General features: G+C 59.5%; 22 protein-coding genes, 4 tRNA genes and 1 pseudogene. 1 reads left to right on the top strand and 26 read right to left on the bottom strand.

The genetic code is table 11. From position 1 onward, the window contains the following. Positions 1 to 52: 52 nt before the first annotated feature. The 24 genes and pseudogenes from ACODTZ_RS20190 to ACODTZ_RS20075 all read right to left on the bottom strand — a co-directional run. Positions 53 to 232: pseudogene (locus ACODTZ_RS20190) on the bottom strand (phage tail assembly chaperone); the annotation flags it as partial. Positions 233 to 258: 26 nt separating this feature from the next. Further along, positions 259 to 624, bottom strand: a complete 366-nt coding sequence (locus ACODTZ_RS20185) for a hypothetical protein (RefSeq protein ID WP_489027548.1) — start codon at positions 622 to 624, stop codon at positions 259 to 261. A gap of 3 nt (positions 625 to 627) precedes the next feature. Continuing rightward, positions 628 to 1,059 (bottom strand): phage tail tube protein, encoded by a 432-nt coding sequence (locus ACODTZ_RS20180; RefSeq protein ID WP_209190962.1) that lies wholly within the window; start codon positions 1,057 to 1,059, stop codon positions 628 to 630. Positions 1,060 to 1,113: 54 nt separating this feature from the next. After that, positions 1,114 to 1,524, bottom strand: coding sequence for a DUF3168 domain-containing protein (locus ACODTZ_RS20175; RefSeq protein WP_489027546.1), 411 nt, complete (start codon positions 1,522 to 1,524; stop codon positions 1,114 to 1,116). A gap of 3 nt (positions 1,525 to 1,527) precedes the next feature. After that, positions 1,528 to 2,019, bottom strand: coding sequence for an HK97 gp10 family phage protein (locus ACODTZ_RS20170; RefSeq protein WP_489027544.1), 492 nt, complete (start codon positions 2,017 to 2,019; stop codon positions 1,528 to 1,530). Next, positions 2,019 to 2,375 (bottom strand): head-tail adaptor protein, encoded by a 357-nt coding sequence (locus ACODTZ_RS20165; protein WP_489027542.1) that lies wholly within the window; start codon positions 2,373 to 2,375, stop codon positions 2,019 to 2,021. The genes ACODTZ_RS20170 and ACODTZ_RS20165 overlap by 1 nt, the downstream gene beginning before the upstream one ends. A 180-nt stretch (positions 2,376 to 2,555) precedes the next feature. After that, on the bottom strand, positions 2,556 to 2,966 hold the full coding sequence (locus ACODTZ_RS20160) for a hypothetical protein (RefSeq protein ID WP_489027540.1): 411 nt from the start codon (positions 2,964 to 2,966) through the stop codon (positions 2,556 to 2,558). A gap of 10 nt (positions 2,967 to 2,976) precedes the next feature. Continuing rightward, positions 2,977 to 3,828, bottom strand: coding sequence for an AP2 domain-containing protein (locus ACODTZ_RS20155; protein ID WP_489027538.1), 852 nt, complete (start codon positions 3,826 to 3,828; stop codon positions 2,977 to 2,979). 122 nt (positions 3,829 to 3,950) lie between these two features. After that, a complete protein-coding gene (locus tag ACODTZ_RS20150; protein ID WP_489027536.1) occupies positions 3,951 to 4,520 on the bottom strand; it encodes a head-tail connector protein in 570 nt (189 codons plus the stop codon). A gap of 243 nt (positions 4,521 to 4,763) precedes the next feature. Continuing rightward, complete coding sequence (locus ACODTZ_RS20145) at positions 4,764 to 5,153, bottom strand: hypothetical protein (protein WP_489027534.1); 390 nt, start codon at positions 5,151 to 5,153, stop codon at positions 4,764 to 4,766. A 57-nt stretch (positions 5,154 to 5,210) separates the two neighbouring features. Further along, complete coding sequence (locus tag ACODTZ_RS20140; RefSeq protein ID WP_489027533.1) at positions 5,211 to 6,503, bottom strand: phage major capsid protein; 1,293 nt, start codon at positions 6,501 to 6,503, stop codon at positions 5,211 to 5,213. A gap of 55 nt (positions 6,504 to 6,558) precedes the next feature. Continuing rightward, positions 6,559 to 7,290 carry an HK97 family phage prohead protease gene (locus ACODTZ_RS20135; protein ID WP_489027531.1) on the bottom strand — a complete coding sequence of 244 codons (732 nt, stop codon included), beginning with the start codon at positions 7,288 to 7,290 and terminating at the stop codon, positions 6,559 to 6,561. After that, entirely contained in the window at positions 7,287 to 8,531 is a 1,245-nt protein-coding gene (locus tag ACODTZ_RS20130) for a phage portal protein (protein WP_489027529.1), read from the bottom strand. Before ACODTZ_RS20130 ends, ACODTZ_RS20135 begins: the two co-directional genes overlap by 4 nt. 16 nt (positions 8,532 to 8,547) lie before the next feature. Continuing rightward, positions 8,548 to 10,197 carry a terminase large subunit gene (locus ACODTZ_RS20125; RefSeq protein ID WP_489027527.1) on the bottom strand — a complete coding sequence of 550 codons (1,650 nt, stop codon included), beginning with the start codon at positions 10,195 to 10,197 and terminating at the stop codon, positions 8,548 to 8,550. 7 nt (positions 10,198 to 10,204) lie between these two features. Beyond that, a complete protein-coding gene (locus ACODTZ_RS20120; RefSeq protein WP_489027525.1) occupies positions 10,205 to 10,669 on the bottom strand; it encodes a terminase small subunit in 465 nt (154 codons plus the stop codon). A gap of 263 nt (positions 10,670 to 10,932) precedes the next feature. Continuing rightward, positions 10,933 to 11,244, bottom strand: a complete 312-nt coding sequence (locus tag ACODTZ_RS20115; RefSeq protein ID WP_489027523.1) for a hypothetical protein — start codon at positions 11,242 to 11,244, stop codon at positions 10,933 to 10,935. A gap of 4 nt (positions 11,245 to 11,248) precedes the next feature. Continuing rightward, on the bottom strand, positions 11,249 to 11,443 hold the full coding sequence (locus ACODTZ_RS20110; protein ID WP_489027521.1) for an HNH endonuclease signature motif containing protein: 195 nt from the start codon (positions 11,441 to 11,443) through the stop codon (positions 11,249 to 11,251). A gap of 116 nt (positions 11,444 to 11,559) precedes the next feature. Further along, positions 11,560 to 11,634, bottom strand: a tRNA-Met gene (locus ACODTZ_RS20105). A gap of 4 nt (positions 11,635 to 11,638) precedes the next feature. Continuing rightward, positions 11,639 to 11,713: transfer RNA gene (locus ACODTZ_RS20100), tRNA-Trp, on the bottom strand. 6 nt (positions 11,714 to 11,719) lie between these two features. Next, a tRNA-Phe gene (locus ACODTZ_RS20095) sits at positions 11,720 to 11,794 on the bottom strand. A 1-nt stretch (position 11,795) separates the two neighbouring features. Further along, positions 11,796 to 11,871: transfer RNA gene (locus tag ACODTZ_RS20090), tRNA-Thr, on the bottom strand. A 524-nt stretch (positions 11,872 to 12,395) separates the two neighbouring features. Continuing rightward, positions 12,396 to 13,328 carry a hypothetical protein gene (locus ACODTZ_RS20085; protein ID WP_489027519.1) on the bottom strand — a complete coding sequence of 311 codons (933 nt, stop codon included), beginning with the start codon at positions 13,326 to 13,328 and terminating at the stop codon, positions 12,396 to 12,398. Positions 13,329 to 13,388: 60 nt separating this feature from the next. Then, entirely contained in the window at positions 13,389 to 13,919 is a 531-nt protein-coding gene (locus ACODTZ_RS20080; protein ID WP_489027517.1) for a VRR-NUC domain-containing protein, read from the bottom strand. A gap of 286 nt (positions 13,920 to 14,205) precedes the next feature. Continuing rightward, positions 14,206 to 16,545 carry a bifunctional DNA primase/polymerase gene (locus ACODTZ_RS20075; protein WP_489027515.1) on the bottom strand — a complete coding sequence of 780 codons (2,340 nt, stop codon included), beginning with the start codon at positions 16,543 to 16,545 and terminating at the stop codon, positions 14,206 to 14,208. Positions 16,546 to 16,625: 80 nt separating this feature from the next. On the opposite strand from ACODTZ_RS20075, the gene ACODTZ_RS20070 reads away from it, so the two are divergent. Next, on the top strand, positions 16,626 to 16,886 hold the full coding sequence (locus tag ACODTZ_RS20070; protein ID WP_489027513.1) for a hypothetical protein: 261 nt from the start codon (positions 16,626 to 16,628) through the stop codon (positions 16,884 to 16,886). A 414-nt stretch (positions 16,887 to 17,300) separates the two neighbouring features. Here the strand turns inward: ACODTZ_RS20070 and ACODTZ_RS20065 are convergent, their stop codons facing one another. Together ACODTZ_RS20065 and ACODTZ_RS20060 are read right to left on the bottom strand one after the other, a co-directional pair. Then, positions 17,301 to 18,968, bottom strand: a complete 1,668-nt coding sequence (locus ACODTZ_RS20065) for a DNA cytosine methyltransferase (protein WP_489027511.1) — start codon at positions 18,966 to 18,968, stop codon at positions 17,301 to 17,303. Further along, on the bottom strand, positions 18,955 to 19,146 hold the full coding sequence (locus tag ACODTZ_RS20060) for a DUF6511 domain-containing protein (protein ID WP_489027509.1): 192 nt from the start codon (positions 19,144 to 19,146) through the stop codon (positions 18,955 to 18,957). The genes ACODTZ_RS20065 and ACODTZ_RS20060 overlap by 14 nt, the downstream gene beginning before the upstream one ends. Positions 19,147 to 19,260 lie beyond the last annotated feature (114 nt).

Raw genomic sequence — 19,260 nt, 5'->3', positions numbered from 1 at the left:
GCATTTCGCCTTAAAATGGAAAAGCCCGCGTGGTGGCGGGCCCTTCCGAAAATCATCCATACTTCGCCATGAGCTCAGCCATCTCGGTGGCCGTCGGGCCGCCCTCTTGCTTCTGCTCTGGCTCTTGCGCTTCGTTGTGGCCGTTGATGGCCGCAAAGAATTCAGTGAGCGTGGCTTCCCAGAAATCGGCCGGTCGCCATTTCAGGCCACCGGTCCCGATCCGCAGCCATTCCCGCCACGGGAACGGCTCCTCTTTCTTTAAGCCGCCTCGTCGACGGCTTCCGCGTTTCCCGCGTCACCCTCGTCACCCTCGAAGTGATGAGAGAGGACGGCAGAAAACGCTTCGGCGCATGCCGGGAAGTGCTTCAGCTTGATTTTCGTGATCGCCTCGAGCGCATTGCCCTTGACGGTCAGAAGCTCGATCGCAGCAAGCGTCGCCGCCGTCTCAACGCCAGAAAGTCGCAGGAACAGATCGTTGAGCGACTTGCACTGCAGGCGGGTTGATACGGCCGACAGGCGACCGATCTCGGCCGCCAGCACTAGCGGTACGCCCGCGACCCAAAGCGCCGTTTCACCGCGCGCTTCGTTTACGGCCAGCGGAAATACCTTCTCCTCTTTAGCCATGGATTATGCCTCCGCCGTGAATACGAGCGCAGCAGCAGCTTCAAAGGTCGCGCTGAACTGCAGGTCATTTTCCATGTCGCCGCTAGCCTGGAAGCTGGTGACGAAGTAAGGGCCGGCGAACGTTCCGAGACCAGGCACGATGACCTGCGCGTTGAAGACGGTCGCGTTGATGACGTTGGTCATGAACGCCTTCATGGCGGCGCTGGATACGAACGTGCCGGAACCCTGGAAGGTTCGGCTGACAATACCCGGCCGGCCAGTCTTCTGGACCGGGCCACCGGGATTGGTGCAGCTCGGCTTGGTGGTATCAACCGAATTGGCGGAAAGGTCGAAGCTTCGATCCTTCAGGCCGCACAGGTTGCTGAATACTTCTGGATCAGCGCCGTCGCCTACTTTGATGAGTAGGGTTCTGCCGAGCTGTTCGCCATCTGCCATAGTGACTCCTTTGCCGACGAGGCGGCCTATCTTTGTGTTTGTGTGTTGATGGCGCTAAGCGAACGGCTTGCGCACCGATGCCACGAAGTCGATCACCGCGTGACTGGTCAGCCCGTCAGCATCACGGAACGTCCGCGTCTGACGATGCATGAGTGAATTCAAATGATTGGTCGGAAGTGCTATCGGCGCCAAATGAAGGCTTTCCACTACGGCTTCCGCGATCCTTCTCGCCTCGGGGTAGCCGACCGCGGTCGACCAGCCATGGATCGTGAGGTAGACCTTGCCGCCGCTGATGCATGTTGCATCGTTGCGTAGCGTCTGCGCTTCTCCGATGGTGACGTAGGGGTAAGTCACCGGAGACGGCGGTTGATCGTAAACGCGCCCGCCGACAAGCGCCGTCAAGGCAGCGTCAGCCTTCAGGCGAGCGACGATCGCACCCTGCAATTCAAGCTCTGCTGCAGCCATTGACTATATCCGATTGAATTCGCGTATCGCCTTGGCAATCGCGGCGCGTTTGATCTTCACCGCCGTTGCCTTGAAGCTTCGCCATGTCGGGTAAATGTGCGGCTGGGCTGGCGTGCCTGGATGCAGGTTTCCCTTGCCCTCAGAGAAAGCCGATCGGCCCTTCACCGTGCCGCCACCTGCCGCTGTGTTGTGCGGCGCAGTCCCGAATTCCAAGAATCGCCAGATATAGGGAGCGAATAGCCCCGCGGCGTCTTTGTCTTTGGTCGGGTTGTCGCTGAAATCGAGAGCATCCGGGTGATGCTTCACGAAGTCGCCGTGGATCGCCTCTGCATATTCGAGCGTCGCGCCACGCGGAGCAACTTCCCGGATCTTGTCAGCAACCTCTTCGGCAATCCGATAGTTGGCGTCGGCTGCATAGACCAAGGCGTTCGGGACGAATGCTCTGAGGTTCCTAGTCAGCTCCGCCCTGCCCGTGACCTTCGCCTTCAGTGCCATCAGGTCGCCACTCCCTGCGTCGCCATCATGTCGATCATGGCATTCTTCTCGTCGACGTTGGCCGCTGACGTGATGTTGAAGATCCGCGATGGATTGCGCGCATCGACCGCTCGCCACGCCGTGGTGACGGCCCTAGCCGCCACGCAGCTGCGAATGCTGATGATATAGGGCTGCACTCCGGCCAGCCGCGAGGCGATGACGGGCTCGCTGCCCTTCATTGGCGTGAGACGGGCGGCGGTGGTGAACACAGTGGCGAAGTCGCCAGCCTGCTCATTGCCATAGCCGTCATCGATCATCGCGCGCGCCTGGAAGTGCAGTTTCTCCCGCATCGCGCCGGCGCTAGTTGGCTTCGCCATCAGAACCTGCCTTTCGGCCGCTGGCAGGTCTCGGCCTTTCCAGCCTCAACCGCCGCTTCGGCGCAAGCCCGCGTCACCGAATAGCGACCATCCTTGAGCGGGCCGCCATCTGGTCGAAAAACGACGGTCACGGCGGCGTTCGCGATAAAGTCGAAGCGCTCGCTAAACCGCACCCACACGTTAGAGCGCCACGCCTGCGGATTGGATCTTAACGGCGAGAACGCTCGTCGACTTGGCGATACCAAGAAAGCACGTGTAATCGCCGGTTGTCAGGTCAGCGACCGGCACGATCGAGCCAGGCGCCCCGCCGAGGTAGTAGCCAACACCCTTGGTCAGAGTGGCGCCGATTGTCAGATCGCCATCCTTGAGGATAGCCACGGGCTGGTTAAGGGCAGCGCCGTTGAGGGCGATGCCCTTGGCGACACGCGCCTCGACCGTGGGCGAATTTGTGTCAGCCAGCATCCAGCGGTTTGTCGTCGACGACAGATACACGGTCTGGCCCGCGGTGATTGCCTCACCAGCAGTGCCTGAATCGCGCGTGGCATTGGCGCCGGCGACGACATTCGCCGGCGTGATAGAGATTGCTGCCATGTTGTTTTTCCTAGTTGAAGGACGCTAATCGATCGGGAAGGTTTAGGTAAGCGTCATGACCCCAAGCAGCTTTTGCTGCTACGTCATAAGCCACTGCCGCTTCCTCAGGAGTTTCGAAAACACCCAAGCTACGTTGAACGTCGCCAATCTTAATAGTTGCCCGCCACTTATTTCTGTCTTTCCGGAACGACACGCCTTTGTAGCCAGACGTGTTGTTGGAACTTACAGACGCAGAGTGCGAAGCCCTTGCGGACCTTTCGCGCTCTAAATCGTCTTGGTATCGAAGTGAGACGGCGGCCGACATATTGCGCTTATGCAACTCTGTAAGTTTCCTGCCGGTCATCGTGTGGACAATCTTATCAACTTGATCCGCCGATATGGTTTTGCCCTTGTGTTCCGCGCCGATCTTTGCCTTCGTTACATCGGAATGCTTCGATCCAGTCTGCCCGAGAGAGATAGCTGCGCGATGCTCCACAGAGAGTGGAACACCCGTCTTGATCTCTCTCAGCTTTATCTTCACGCTATCCGGACGAGGTTTTCCAACCTTAGAGGCGCCTATCTTAGCATTGTGCTCTGGCGTCCGTATCGCTCCAGCGAAGCCATCGCCGCCATCAGTTTTGTTGACAAGGAGACCGCCCATCTCGCGGCGCCCATACAACTCGATCAACTCGACTTCGTGAGCATGCGCTTGCGATTCGTGAATGAATCGGTCGGCAATCTCTACGGCACATCCGCCGCGACCGTGGACCCTCTTGAATTCTTCAGACCTACTAGCGATCTGGTTAAATCGCCGGCCTTTGCCCTTGCCCACATAAAACGGCACGCCAGCTGCATCACGCCAAATGTACGTGTAAAAATCCATCGCGAGTATCCCTCTCACTATCCAGATGTGGCGCTTGGCAGGCGGCTGGATGACCGCTTTTCGGGAGCTACCCTAGCCAAGCAACTGGTATATAGCTGCCACCAGCAAAGAATCCAAATTCTTCAGACTGCCCAGTTCCGATAGGGATAGAGCAGTGCGTCGACCGCCATAGGCAGGTCGGTAATCTTCACGTCGGATGCCGCCTCACGGTGTTCGTACCAATGGCCAATCATCAGAAGCGCCGCCTGCTTTACCGACGTGGGAACCGTTTCGAATCCAGCCTTGAAAGCGATGCGTACAGACGCGGGCTCCCCGTTTGTGACTGGCCAAGCCGTGCCGACCGCCGGGAGGACGTATCCACCGTCGGGCACTTTGGCGTCGATGACCCTAAATCCGGAAAGAGTGACCTCGACCCCGCTTGCGGGCGTGTAAAATACGCCGTCAACCGACTTCAATGGCGGTTTTGGCAGATCGATCCTCGCGACCGGGAAACGGTCTAGCGTGAGCTCCCAGGCCTGCTCGACGACCGATCGACCCAGCCAGTTCTTCTCACCGGCCAGCCAATCCTGCGCGGCGGCGATCAGGCCGTCGATATAGTCGTCGTCGTCTTCGTGGAAGACGCGAAGATGCGCCTTGGCTTCCGTCAACGACACAATCGTAGCCGATGCCGGCGTCACAAGGCGCAAACTCATGTTACTTCCCCGCCTTCTTTGCAGGCTTTTCAGGTTCCGGTACCGGCTCTGGCTCCGGAACCGGCTCTGGAACAGGTTCCGGTTCGGGCTCGGGTTCCACGGAGCCTTCTACGGCCTCGACCCACCCTTCAGACGCCAGGCCTTCAGCGAGCGCGCCGAAATCTCGCTTATCACCCACATTCAGGCCGATAAGCGTTACGCCGTCCTCCGAATACGGGAACGGCTTAACGACCTGGTGCACCATTAGGCGACCGGCTTGCTGCGAGCGTGCGACTTCAGAACGACGGCGCTTGCTGCGACGGACGTGCCGCTATTCAGCGTGATGACCGTGCGGATGTAGCGCTTCGAGCCGAGATAACCGACCTTATAGGCGGAATCGGCAGCGAGAGCCGCAGGGAATGCGCCGAGAAGGTCTTTCGCAGCCACATCGGTGAATCCGGAGCCGGAAGCGTCGGATTCCTGCAGCTTCGGCGTGAAGTTACCGGAGGCTACGATCGCGCCAGAGGTGACGACGACAGTCGCGCCCTCAAAGCCAGCGAGGTCGATGGCGGCTGAAGTGTTGGTAGCCGAGAGAACGGCCGGCGACACAGCAAGCGTGACGCCAATGTTGTTGTAGGTGTCCTTGGAAGCCATCAGGCTATCTCCTTATGGTGTTGGAAATGGGCGCCCCGGAGAGCGCCCGCCGTTGGCTTAGACCGCGCAGGTCAGCTTGCGGATTGCTTCAGCCAGCACCACCTGACCACCGAGACGACGGCGGAAGATGAAGCGGACGTTGCCGCTGGTAGCCTGCGTGTAAGGATCACGGAGCATTTCCATGGCGATGCGATCTACCAGCGTATAACCGCGAGCGAAATCGCCGTATGCTACCGGAGTGGCACCTGCGCCTTCGTTCGGCATATCCGGAACTTCGACGTAGGGGTCGCCGTCGATCGTGTTCGGGCGGCCGTTGGCAATGCCTGGCATCCAGATGTAGTTCTTCTGGGCGTCCTTGAGGCGACGAACGGAGCCGAGCGTGGTACGGTTGAGAGCCCACGACGCGTTGCGCGTGTAGGCGGTCTTCAGGCCGTACTTCAGCTTCAGCAGGCCGTCAGCCTGGCCGTCAGCGTCAGCGATCGTGGTCGCGGAACCAGAGTTCGCGCCGCCTACGCCAGCAGCCACCAGGAAGCCTTCCGGCTTGCCAACGCCGTTGCCGGACACGAAGGCAGCACCTTCGGCCACAGCGAACTGCTCGGTCGCCTCGAAGCTGATCTCCGACTCCAGATTGAACGCCGAGTCTTCGAGGTTCTGGTTCGAGATGTCGATCAGTGCGAACAGCTCATGGGTCGGGATTTCCCACATGCCGTAGCGCAGACCGTCGGTCTCGGACTTTTGGCCCTGCTCAGCAACCCACTGTGCGGCGAACTGGCCGGTGCGCTTCGGGAGCTGGATCGACTTGGATGCGGTCTGGCGAACGCGAGCAAGCGCACGGGCCGGAGAGATCTCCGTCACGGTCTTGATGATCTCGCGGACGTATTCCATCGGCGCCAGATAGCCGCCAGTCGTGTCATTGCCGACCGAGAGCGACTTGTATTCAGCGGTGACGTCGGCCAGAGCCTTCTGCTGTTCAGCAGGCAGGTTCGGAATGCCGATCGTGTGTGCGCCAACAACAGCGCGAGCCCACAGGTTGACCTTGGACTTCAGTTCTTCTGCACGCTTGGCGGGATCGGCCGAGCCGGCGAGCGAAAGGCGATTGAGCTTTTCTTCGAGCTCATCGACATGCTTCTTCTCGTCGTCGAGAGCCTTCTTGGTCTCGAGCATCTCGGCGGTCGCCTTCTGATTGGCGTCCTCGAACTTGTCCATTGCCGCGTTGATGCGGTCTACTTTCTCGGTGAGAAGCACGTCGGCGACGCCCTTCTTCTCGATTTCCTTGATGCGATTGTCGTTGGCTGCCTTGAACTCTTCAAAGGCAGACATGACCTGCTCGACAGCGGTCTTCTCAGACATATTTATCTCCTGATGTGGTGGTGGGTGGTGAAGAGCGTGCCGCGCTAGCAGGTGGCTAGGCGATCAGCGCCTTGATGCGCTCCGCCAGCGTGGTTAGCTCAGCGTCGCTCTTGGTTGCCGCTTCCTCTTCATCACGAAGATCCGCATTCGGCTCTGCTTCATCGCGAAGCAGTACGCTTTTGAAGACCGCGACAGCTTTCACGCTATCCGCCCGCGACAGGCCAGCTTCACGCAGACCGTCTTCGATTTCTCGCGGGTTGAATTCCGATTTGACGCTCAGAACGCGTGCTTTCGCGTTCATGGGGAAGGTCACGAGGCTGACTTCCGACAGCGCGACCGACTTCAAAGTGCGTCGGGGCTCGCCGGGGGCACTTCGGAGGGTCCATTCGACTGGCCGGAAGCCAATAGACAGGCCGGAAATGGCCGGCCTTGGCTTCATTTTCACCAGTTCGTACGCTTCCCGGCCTCGCTCGGTGTTGGCAAACTTGCCTTCGACGTATAGCCCGACATCGTCCTCGCGCATCTCTGTCCAAACACCGATCGGCGTCAGCTGAGTGCCGTATCCGCCGTGCTGGGATAGCATGGCGGGCCAAATTCCGGTGCTTTTTGCCTTCGCGAGGGTGTCCTTGAAGGCGCCCTTAACGAGAACGTCCTCGCCGGCGTCAACGTTGTCGAAAACAGCGCCGTAGCCGGAAAACGTCATGTCATCGCCAACAGTGTCGGCCTTGATCTCGCCGAGGGCGAAACTGAAGTGCTCAACGCCAGGCTGACCAGTGGTTTTCGTCATGTCTTCTTGTCCTGTTGGCCGTCCTGCGGCTTATTTGGCGCAGGCGCGCCACCAACATTCGTCGGCTTGGGCAATTCATCCCCGCCGGCGATAGGATTTAGATCCTCGAGCGCTCGAATCTCGTTTGGCGTCATCCACGCGGGCGATCCGCCGGACCCCAGAGCCTTCGAATAGAACTCGCTGCGGTCCTTCGCGGCGCCCTTCAGCAGGGCATTCGCATTGAATTTCGCGCAGAAACCATCGTCCTCGTCGCCATCGAGCAGGTTTGCGTCGATCGATTCCTCGATCCGGCGCCACCAAGGCCCGAGCGTATGGACAACGTGCGCCAGAAACACCTGCTCGGCGCTTGCAAACGTCATCGCCTGCCCAGCGTGGCCGATCATCTGTGGAAACACGCCGAAAGACTGGCAAACCTGCTCAGTCTGGAACTTTCGCGTCTCGAGATGCTGCGAATCCACGCCAGTCATCGTTTGCGGGGTCCATTTGAACCCGGCATCGATCACGAATGGCTTGTGCTTGTTCGCGCCGCCGATCTGCGCAGCGATCCACGCCTGGATCTTCTTATAATCATCAGGCGAAATCTTCTGCTCGGTCGAATAGACGCCACCAGTCTGCAAGCCGTTGGCGTGCATCTCGGCCTGTGTGTTTTCCGTCGCGATCGTGAGGCCGATTGCCTCCCTCGCCTGCCGCACCGCATCCAAACCGCGCCAAGTATCCCAAGAAGGGCCTTTTACGTGCCAGATGAGCGACTGCGGGAAGTCCATCGTGCGGCCATCCAAGCCGCTAACGCGATATGACAGCGAATAATCGTCGTGGCGAGTGATCGTCACTGAGCCCGGGTCGATCGGGATGAGCTCCTTGACCTTGCCGCGGACCATGTTCTTGTAGAAGAACGCGTTGCCCGTGAGAGCAACGTGGAAAATCATGGTCTCAAGTAGCTCGAAAGCCGTCATCCACTGGTTGGGGCGACGGTTCAGCACCTTGTAAAGCGGGTGATCCAACGCCGGCGTGCCGCCTTTGGCGTCCGGCAACTCCTTCATGACCTGCAACGGCACCTGCGCCACACCGTTTGCGATGACGCGAAGGCAAGCGAAGACCGTAGAAACGTCGAGAGCGCGCTCCCAGCTGACCGAGACGCCAGCCTTTGACTGGCGCGACCCGAACCAATTCAGCCAGACCGGATCAAATGATACGGACTTTTGCTCGTCCTCTCGGCCGAGCAGGCGATTCCAGATACCCATCCGGCATTCCTTGTTGTCAGTATTGCTGGTTGGGGTCGAGAACTTCCCAGAACGACGTGGTTTGATCCGCGCCCTCGTAAGTCCCTGCCATGGCCGTCGCCATCGTCAGCGCAACTGCACCGTCGATACGGCCTCGAGACTTCTGCTTGTCGAGCTTGCGGTTTCCAGATGGATCCTGGCGCACCGTCGCATTCATCATGCACATCGTCAGGACCGGGTGGCCGCCATGTGCCAGCTTCTTGTTAAGCAGGATGCCCTCAAGCTCGCGAAGAGCCGGAGACATAGACGCGAAGCCCTGCCCGTACTGCTCGAATATGGCGTTGTCGCCTTCGAGCTGCTCCTCGGTGAAACCAACCTTGAGCAGCCACGGCTTCAGGTGTCGCCAGTTCCAGCGGTCGAAAGCGATCTTCCGGAGGTCCATCTGCTGCGAGAGCTCATAGAGCCTGTATGCAACGAACTCATACTCAACCGTCGAGCCCGGCGTCGTTTCAAGCTGGCCGTTCTTATGCCAGATGTCATACGGGACGCGGTCGGCCTTTGCCTTGTCGCGCAGCGCGTCGCCAGGTAGCCAGAACGTCGGCTTGACGCGCCAGATCGTGCCTGTGTCCGTCTCTTTCGGCGCCATGAGCACCAGAGAGGTCAAGTCGGACACCTCTGACAGGTCGAGCCCGCCGAAGACTGGCGCTCCATCGAAGTCATCGACCTCGCCATCGCATGCCCGCCAGACGGCAGGCGCCACAAATGGAGCCGATGCGTCAATGCGCTGGTTAAGGTGCAGCCAGCGGAAGCTTGCTTCCTCTGTCGGTTGGCGTGACGCTCGCTCAGCGTCGTCTCGCACTGCGGTCACCGACTTGAAGAAGCCAAGAGCCGGGTTTGCAGCCTTCCACGCATCCTCGTCGAGAACGTCACAATCGGCCGGTGCGCTGTAGAGATGACTGACGATACGAGGCGCCTTGGACATCTCGGCGTCGTCGAGCCAGCGCGAAAACAGATCACCGTCCGTCGCGGCCTGCGTGGAGATGGCAAAAACCATCGCCTTGTCGCCGTATGCTCCCTGAGACGTGACGATGGCCTCAACGAAATCGTCCGTTGGTCCCTTGATCTGGCCAACCTCGTCGAGAATAGCCAGAATAGGCGATCCGCCGTGCGCGCTCTTTGCCTCAGCTGAGCTAGCCTGATATTCGACGTTCATTGCCAGGCCGATAATCATCTTACCGGATGGCACGATGCGCACCAGCTTCGACAGCTTCGGCGACATCATGCACATTTTGCTGGCGTAGTTGTAGACCTCGGCAGCCTGTTTGCGCGACCGCGCGCCAGACATGATGCGGCTATTCTGGTACGCTTCTGGCCCAACAATGTGAGCCAGCAGGAGACAAGCGATCGTCGCCGTCTTCGAGTTCTTACGAGCGATCGACAGGTAGGCGCGAGCCGTACCAGCCGGATTGTCGTAGGTGCTGAGGATAAAGGCCTCTTGGAAGGACAGCAGTCTGATCGGCTGCCCGACAAGTTCGCCCTCCGGAACTACCAGATATTCTTCGATGAAGCGGCAAACCCGCTCCCCGCGGGTCAGCTTGTTGTTCGGCAGCTTGCGCCAGTCTCTGAGCTTGGGGATCCGCCCGCACTTGATCGCAGCAAGCGTCGACGCTGGAAGTTTTACGGGCATTCATCACCTAGCCCGGTCGGGCGAGCAGATCGTCCTTTAATGGATTGTCACCCTCGATGCCCTTGGCCGCCTCGCGTCGCTTGGCTGCGTCCCTCGCCTCGCCCTGAACGGCGCGAGCATGAAGGGCCAGCGAACGGCGAAACGAAAGGATCGATCCGGCGTGCATCTGGACGATCTGTTTGCGTGGATTAGCAACGGGTGTGCCTTTCTCGGAATAGGCAACGCCGCCCTCGTCTCGCAGGAGCTTTTGCTCTCGCACAAGGTCTGCCATCGTTCTGGCGAGCATGGCAGCGAGCTCAAGCTGATGGTCGGTCCATTCCGACCGTGCGAACTCAGCAACCACGTTTTTGAAGAAAGGCTCGTCCTGCTCGTCTAGAGGCACGTTGGCCGGCGGCATTATTTCAATCGTTGCCTTTGCCATCACGCGCACGGCCTCAGTCGCGCTGTCGATGCGCGCCTTTCGCTTCGCCATGATGGAAATCCTCAGTTTGCCTCGCGCGCTTGCGCACGCGGGAGACGAATTGTCTTGACAAATTTGCTGAAATGGATGAAATTGAACGCACGCCATCCAAGAAATTCACCGCGCATCGACCGCGGCGCTGGCGCTCACCCAATTCTCCTCGTAGAAAATACTGTAATAGCGTTAGCGTTGTGCCCCGACGCCGGTACCCAGGCCGACATGTGGCAACTTTGCCACACCCCCTACCCTCTGTTGCAGAAATGCAACATCTACAGTTAGGCGGCTATGGGCGGGCGCATCCGGTTCGCACTCTCGACGATCCGCTCGACCGCGGCACCAACACCGGTCTGGCAATACATCCAGAACGCATGGTCGACGAAGATGGGGATGCGCAGACCGTAGAGGCGGGGAAGCGAGCCGTGCCCATGGACGGGATGAACATGGCACCGCTTGAAGAAGTCTCGGCCTCGCAGGTCGTAGATCATCCGCTCGACATACCGAGCCATGACAGCGCTGTGCACTACGACGAAAGCGCCACCATCGGGTAGCGCCATGACCATTGCCTTCGTCCTGCCGTGTTCGCTCATGCCATTACCCCAGTTCGATCGGATACCCGTCGAGGCCATAGGTCACCACGACCTTGCCGCCTTCGATCATCTGCTTGGCGCTGTCGTGGTGATGCTTGCAGAGTGACTGCAGGTTCCTCGGATCATAGAAAAGATCGAGGTCGCCTTTGTGCGCCTTGATATGGTCGACGATATCGGCAGCAGTGACATCCTCGGTCACCAGACAGAACCGACATAGCGGCTCAATGCTCAGCTGGTAGTCACGAAGGCGACGCCATCTGGCCGTCTTGTACAGCTTTCGATATGCGTCAGCCTCGGCTGATCGGTAGCGTGATTTGGTTGCAGAGGTCGGAGTCGAACCGACTGTCTGATGGTTATGAGCCATCTGAGATACCGTTTCTCTACCCTGCATGATTGGCGCAACGCCGATGGAATTGAACCATCCTTGACGGTTTTGGAGACCGTTGCCTCACCACTAGGCTAGACGTGCGTGAATTGGTGCGACGAGATGGCTTTGAACCACCGCGCCTAGGGCTTCAACCTAGAGCTCTACCAACTGAGCTATCGTCGCATGGTGCTGGCAGCAGGAGTTGAACCCACGACATCCTCGTTACAAAGGAGGCGCTCTACCGTCTGAGCTATGCCAGCGAAAACAAAAGCGGCTGCTCGACCTCGCATCGCAAGGGAGCAGCCGCGTGATCGCCAGTCGCCGGAGGAGGCAGCGCCAGGCAATGTGGTTAGAGGAAACTAGATCCACTGAGTGCTAAACCAAGAAACAAGAGCACGGCAAAGGCGCCAACCGCGACGCCACCGATGAAGGCAAGCACGATCATCTCATTCCCTCAGGATAGGTGCATCCAGCCACTGCTCGTCAGCAGCGCCCTCCTGTTGCTTCAGGACGTTGGGCTAACCTGCAAGGGCTGGTGTGAGCCAGAGCTGCAGGACAGGGGAACCAGGACGCTCATGATTGCCGCCATGGTCCGATATCGGCGCGACATGGCAGGCTGTTAATTAGATGTCGCTGTCTACGCCCATGACATCCTCGATAGTTACCCCTCGTTCAGCGGCTGCACTAAATGCAGCATGACGAAGGGGCGGCATTGCCGCGTCTCTCTGCGAGATGGCTATTTCCATCTCTCTCATAAGAGTACGCAGCAACGACGCACGAAAATTTAGGCCGCTCGCAATTTCTTTCCGTCACGCATCGACGACAAGACCTCGGCCAAATCCACTAGCGCTTGCTTGCCCGCTGCAATGGCGGACGCTTCGCTATGTCCCAGCAGAAGGCCTATCGACTTGAGTGTGCCGCGAGCAGCTACCTCTTCGACGATCACAGCAGCGTTGCTTGTGGGTGCGTCTGGCTGGTCCCACATGACCGCGCCGCTGGATGAGTTGCCCGACGGCTGCGACACTCCACCGAGGAAGCCAGCGCCTTCTGCCACCGCGACGCGGCACATGGTTGCCTTGACCGGAAGCTTGTCGGCGGGCTTCCCGCCATCCACCCCGAGGCTCCGGAGAAGTGCCCGTCCCGCCTCTACGCCAGGAAGCGGATCATACATCGAGGCAATCGCCGGCTCTCCGGACATGGGCCTGTGCAGGTGCTCGGCCTGGAATGGCGAGCGTGTCGTAGCCTTCCGCGAAAGGTAGAAATACGGAGACCGAACCTTGTTCTCCTTGCTATCCGTGCTCCTAGGCCTGTCCGAAGGCTTCAGCCTCTTGCCCTTCTTCGTCATTCCCCATTCGATGAGGCGACCACTCAGGAACCGTAGCGAGCCTATGGACACGCGACGTTCAGTCTCGAACGCCACCGGCAGGCTGTTGCCATCCTCGTCGTGCGACGCCTTCATGAGCTCGCCGATGGTGGGGCGAATTTCCTGACGTGTCGGCTCGACATCGACAAACCAATCTGAGGACCGGCGAGGCAGTGCATCTGCAAATGCTTGCGCAAGATCTGGCCGATTGTCCCAGAGCCAACGCAGCGCCGGAAGCGTCCCGCGGTAATGCGGCTCACGTGGCTTGCGCTGTGGCTTGTTGTCGTTCGCCGCTAAGGGCGGCTGCTTGCCGTAGGTCGATAGCTGCTCAGCGAGCGATCCGTGTCTGGCCATAAATCCCCTCGTGTGGCGTTTGGCTGGTGGGCCGATGCGTTGGTAGCGCGACTGTGAAATCTAAGCGGAAATAACAAATTTGTCAAGATAGAGCCAGTTGGTGAGCAACTCCACTGTCCTGCTGGCCGCCTCGGCCTCGCTGCTGACCTTGAGCGTCACAACAGGATGCCCGAGCGCTTCGAGAAGCGGATGGCGCTCCTTCTGGCTATCCGTCAGTCGGCCTTCCGCGTTCTTGTACTCGATCAGCCGTAGGACGCCGTTGGCCATGTATAGGCGCAGATCCGGATCGCCTGCAGCGATGCCGGTGGCCTTGGCCTTCACTGCTGCCTGCTTGCTTCGGTAATCGCCGTTCATGTCGCCAGCCAGCGTGAAGCTGGGCAGGCCGCGTGCCGTGTTGGCTGCGACGTCGGCTGATGTGGCTGCGTACTCTGGCATGGCCTTGAGCGCTCTCACTGCGGCAGCCTGTAGCACCCATTCCTCAATTGGCGCGGGCTTGATGGTGATCTTCTTGTTGCCGCCCGGCGAGGTCGCGGTGATGAGCCGCACCTTGGCGCCATTGATGCGGGTTGTTTGGGTGGTGCGCTTAGACATGTGTGTCTCCTGGTGTGGTGGGTCTCGATTGGTGGTCGCTGGTGGTCGTCGACGGCGTTTCGTCTATTCGTCCTCTATATTCTACACAAATAACAGAAAAGTAGAGAAATAGACTACTTGTATAACGTTAAGGATGAAAAGATGAAACTATATATAGGTATAATATACCATTGATTTCATTGCATATTTTCATCGGAGTTTCGTCCTAAGTTTGATGAGTTTCGTCCTAGACGAAATTCGGCGTCTGAGTTTCATCCTAGGACGAAACTCATTTTGTCCGAGGATGTTATCCCACCCAAATCAGCCGCCGTGACGGGCGCCCGACCTTGTTGTCGTTGGCAGCGAATTCGACCTGTCCGGTCTTCTGCAGATCCTTCAAAATCTCGTCTCGCTGCCAACCGTCGATGGCCTTGCACTTGTCCGCAATCTTGCCCTCTGTAATGCCCTTCCCTGCCGCCTTGCGGATCAGCGCAGCGATCTTCTTGTAGTTCGCCTCTCGCTGGTTGTCGGCCAGGCGCTCGCCAACCTCTGCTAGCATCGCCGCAGCACACGTCCACGCCACAGCGGCGGCCCACTCGAAGATCACCTCGGTGATGACCGGGTTCTTGGGATCGGTGCCGACGGCTGCGATAAGCGCAAGCTTGATAGCGTTCTCGATGATGCGCCTGACAAACGGCTGCGACTCTGCTGGAACGCTCGATTCCTTAGCCTCGATCGTCTCCTTCACCGCTCGCAGGATCCCGACAGCATCCTCGCTCCACGGCACCACAAGCGGCTTCGTCTCCTTGGATGGCATGGGGATGTTTACGCCATGCAGGTTGCCGCGCTGCTTGGCCACGTCGATGCCGGCTACATCGGCCATTCTGCCCAAGAGAGCCAACGGCACGTAGCGCACGTCGCGCTCTGGCACCACAGCGTCAGGCTTCTTGCCCGTCACATGGAACAGGATAAGACGTGGCAATAGGCCGTCTTCCGCGCTGGCCGACGAGAGGGCCGACCAGAATTGCTCCGGTGTGGACGTGCCATGAATGCAGAGGTTCGGGTTATAGATGCGCTTCGGTGGGCTACCGCGATATGCGGCTCCCTCGAAGAAGGTCGAGCTGGCGCTGTAGTAGTCGCGCAAGTCGGTGGAGATCGCCCGCTGGTGACTTCCAGCCTTGCGATCGGTGATGTCGCGAACAAACCCGCCGAACTCGTCGATCTGGCAGTTCACCGACTGACTGCTTTCCAGCACCTCACGGAGGGCCGACGCGGACATGATTCGGGCCGGGCCGCTGTATTTCTCGAACACGCCGTGATCGGACATCAGAAGCCGCTTGATCTGGCTGCGCGCATGCTCTTTGCCAAAGCCGGATTCAGCAAGCGCCACTGTGTAGATGTTGGGACGCGTGTCTCGCGAGCCGGTCGAGTACCTCGCTCCGCAAAGGCTCGACACCAACGGTAGGACGGCAGCCATAGCGAGGGCGCGCGACGGCTGCTCGGCAGACGAGACAATCCAGTCGATGAGATCCTCGACGAGTCCGCCTGGATAGGTCAGGCTTTCGAGGTCAGCCACCGCTTCGAGCTTGTATTCTGGCGGCTCATCATCGTGCAGGGGCACTGGCTCATCAATCTCGGCAGGAGCGTTGGCGGCCTCAAGCTTGCGCTTCGCGCTGGCCACGAGGCGAGACGTGTCCTGCAAGGGCGTATTGTCATGCTGGTACTCGCGCTCCGGAATGACGCGCGGCTGTTTGATGCCAGCATCGAGCCCGCGGCGGATCTTGGCACGGATCTCCTTTTCACCGTCCTTGGCCACGACGCCATTGGAGTAGGCCGCATCGAATAGGCCTGCCTCTGCCTCAGAACGCGAAAGCACGCCGGCTCCCACCAGCGTGCCGAGCGAGAACGCCGACTTGTTGACCTGCTCGCCCCGCCCGCCCTGCGTGGTGTTGGCTAGGGCGTCGAGTTCCGACTGCACTGCGCGCTCGACGTACAACTCGTTCTCGCCAGACTGGTAGGTGTATGGCGTCGCCCCGCTTGCGGCTTGCGGGGGCGGCAGCACTAGCTCAAGAAGCCAATCCGGAGCGTCGGCGAGTGGCGGGATCCCCTCACCGTCATAGTCGATCCAAACGTACTCCTTGCCCTCGGCAGTGACGCTGCCCGGCGCGATCACGTAGCCGCCCGAGCCGCGAACATCCAAGCCCTTGCCCAGCTTGCCGCGGTTGCGGACACCGGAAACGTATTTGAAATAGCGATGCTCGCCACCGCCTGCCGTCTTGGCTGTAGCGGTGGTCGGAAGCGCGCCATGTTTTTCCTCGAGTGCTGCGAGCGTCTCATAACCGTTGATGACCTTGCCATCGTCATCCTTGTGGACGTCGACGTCGAGCACCCACGCGCCAAGCTGCTCGCCGGTGGGAATGCCAACCATAGCCGTGGGGTTGCGATCCCAGAGAATGCCGGTTACGCGGCGGTTCTTGGATGCCCCCTTGAATCCGTTCGACACTAGAGGTGTCTTGGCCTTAAGCACCTCGAATTCGCCGGTGGTGTGGTCGTAGCTCTCCGACACCTCATCGGCCGCTCTGCACGGGAAGACGGGCACATCCATAGCGATGTAGGAAAGGGCTAGATCCTTTGGGGTTTTTGTCATGCTGCAAAATTCCTATTGACAGATAGGGCCAATGGTCCTAGTTTGATTTCACCAACACCACACATGAGGAGACTACCAAGATGACCGAAGAACAGATTGCCCTCGACACCGAAGCATTCCTGCGGCGCATGCTCGCTCGCCCGATGACCCATGAAGTTGTCACCAAGTTCGCTAGCGGCAGGGAGCGTCGCCATAAGACGCAGAGCCTTGGCGCCGCAAACAACTACGCAGTTGGCGAACGACGTAAGATTGGCCGCGACCTTATCAGCCACGGTGACAGCATCGGCCACGAAGCCGGTGAAATCGTTCGTGTAGTCTCCGTTGAGATTGTGGAACTGTGACATCCTCCGAACTGGAAAAGCGCGCTTCGGCACTATTCGGCGCGAACTGGCAAACGGCACTGGCGCGCCACACTGGCGTTGACGCACGTACCGTTCGGCGATGGAAGTCTGGCGATCGTGAAATCCCGCCATGGGTGAACGCATTGCTTCACGCATGGGAGGCCTTGCGCTCTTTTGGCGTTGATGTGCCCTCTATAGCCTTAAAGTAGTTGGCCCACAGCCAGTCATCCAGCTTGGCCCATGTCCTGCCAGCGAGGCGGCGCTGAGTCCTTTGCCTGATAAGCCAGAGTAAAAAGCGGGGCCACCGTGGCAGGGTGAACTTCTCCGACCACCAAGGCCGCTCGACGTATGGCTCCGAAGCGCCCCTGTTGGCCTGTTGTGCGGCGATGATTGCTGCCCAGAGTGCTGGATTCATTATGCTGCTTCCCTCATGATGTGGTTATCATTCGCTGCCAACAACGCCGCCATACGTCGGCCGAGCCAAGCGAACTTCGGCACGGCCCAGCTGTTGCCAAGCCCCTTGTAGCGTGGGCCGTCGGGGCATTGCTCAGCAGGCTTGCCGCGCCATGGGATCAGTGTGTAATCGTCAGGAAACCCCTGGAGCCTTTCACACTCGCGCGGCGTCAGGCGGCGGACGGCTGAGCCATACAGCGCCCCGTTGTGGCGACGTGATCCGTTGTTGCTATCAAGCGTCGCGTGGACGTCATCGACGCGAACTCCAGACTGGCTTGATTGGAAGGCAACAGCCTCGGCCACATAACACTGCTGCTTCGCACCAGTCTCCGCTGCCAGCGCGCCAACGATCTGGCCATCTCCACCCATTAGCCGAACTTCGTCGCGGCTGTTCTGGACGAATGCGACAGCATGCGCCTGCCCGCTGGCCATCAGATTGTATGACGTGCCGTCCTCGTTGATACCCATGCCTGGGTCTCGAATGCGAGAAACGCCCGCAGCGTCAACGCTAGGCGTCCTCGCGTCACCGGTTCGGCCTATTGCATCGGCATGAATGCAGACGATCGGGGCGCCGCGCCCCGATCCATCCTCGCTCGCGTCGTGCCCTTCTGCGGTGAGCGCGTGCGATATCTCACCTGTGACGCAGACCGCGTTCTCTTGTCCGGTGTTACGCCCTAGTGTGTGCGCCATTTCAAACTCGACACACGGATCCTGCGTTCCGTGGACTGAAACAACCATCGTAGTGGTTTCGTAGTCCTGCGAAGAACCCTCGCGCGTTGCGACGCAACGCGCGATTTCAGGCACATACGTCTCCTTCGTGGTGTCATGGCTACTGTTGCCCTTGGCGAGTAGAGGATGAGCGGCCTCGTCGAGGCCGCCATCTAAATCGAAGTCGGTTCCGAGCCCGCCACCACCTTTAGTGCGTGCGCTAATTGTGGGGGCAACATCTTTCCGCGCTTCTCGGCTCGGCGGAGAATACCTGCGCACGCCGTCTTGCTCAAAAAGAACCGCGGCGGGATCTGCCCCGTTTCCAAAATCTGCGACAACGATGACACGGCGGCGTCGTTGGGCCACTCCGAAGTATTGAGCGTCGAGGACACGCCACGCGGCACGTCCTTTTGGTCCAGAGACCATACCTGCACCGGGCCACTTTCCTCTTCTCGGCGGCTCGATGGCGGCATCCGCGCCCACAAGTCCCGCCAGGAAGCATCCGAAGGCGTTGTCTTTGGTGCTGAGGACGCCAACGACGTTTTCCCAGACGACATTCCGAAGTCCATTGCGATCTGCAAGCTCATGTGCAAGCCTCACGAATTCGAGTGAAAGGTTGCCGCGCGCGTCGGCAAGTGACTGGCGAAGACCAGCTACGCTGAATGCTTGGCAAGGCGTGCCGCCAGCCAGAATATCGACACGGCCAAGCGTGCTGACATCAATCTTGGTGAAGTCGCCTAAGTTCGGCACATCCGGATAGTGATGCGCGAGAACCGCCGATGGAAACTTCTCGATCTCGGAATACGCCACGGCCTGCCAGCCGAGCGGATGCCAAGCGACGGTCGCAGCTTCGATGCCAGAGCATACGGAGAGGTAGCGCAGGCCTGTGTGGTTGTCGTTTGCGTGCTCAGAACGGTGCATCGCGTAGAGCCTCCCTTACACCCTCAGTGCAGCCCTGCCAGATCGCCTTGCAGAACATCAATCTGTCGAGCTCATCCAGATGAGCGACGTCGGTAATGCCCTTCTCTGCCAGCCACTCGCCGCCGGCATCCACGCCCTTCTCGAGCGCCTTGACTTCATAGAGCGAAAGCCTATCCAATTTCGTGAGATCTCCTATCGCGACAATGCAAGGTTTGCAGAGGTAGCCAGGGTCTTTGGATCCCGGAGTGGCGCGGCCGATTCCAAACGCTAACCCACCGCATGCCTTGCACAC

It is taken from the genome of Rhizobium sp. FG113, assembly GCF_057809895.1.
This window is presented reverse-complemented; position numbering and strand designations above follow the sequence as displayed.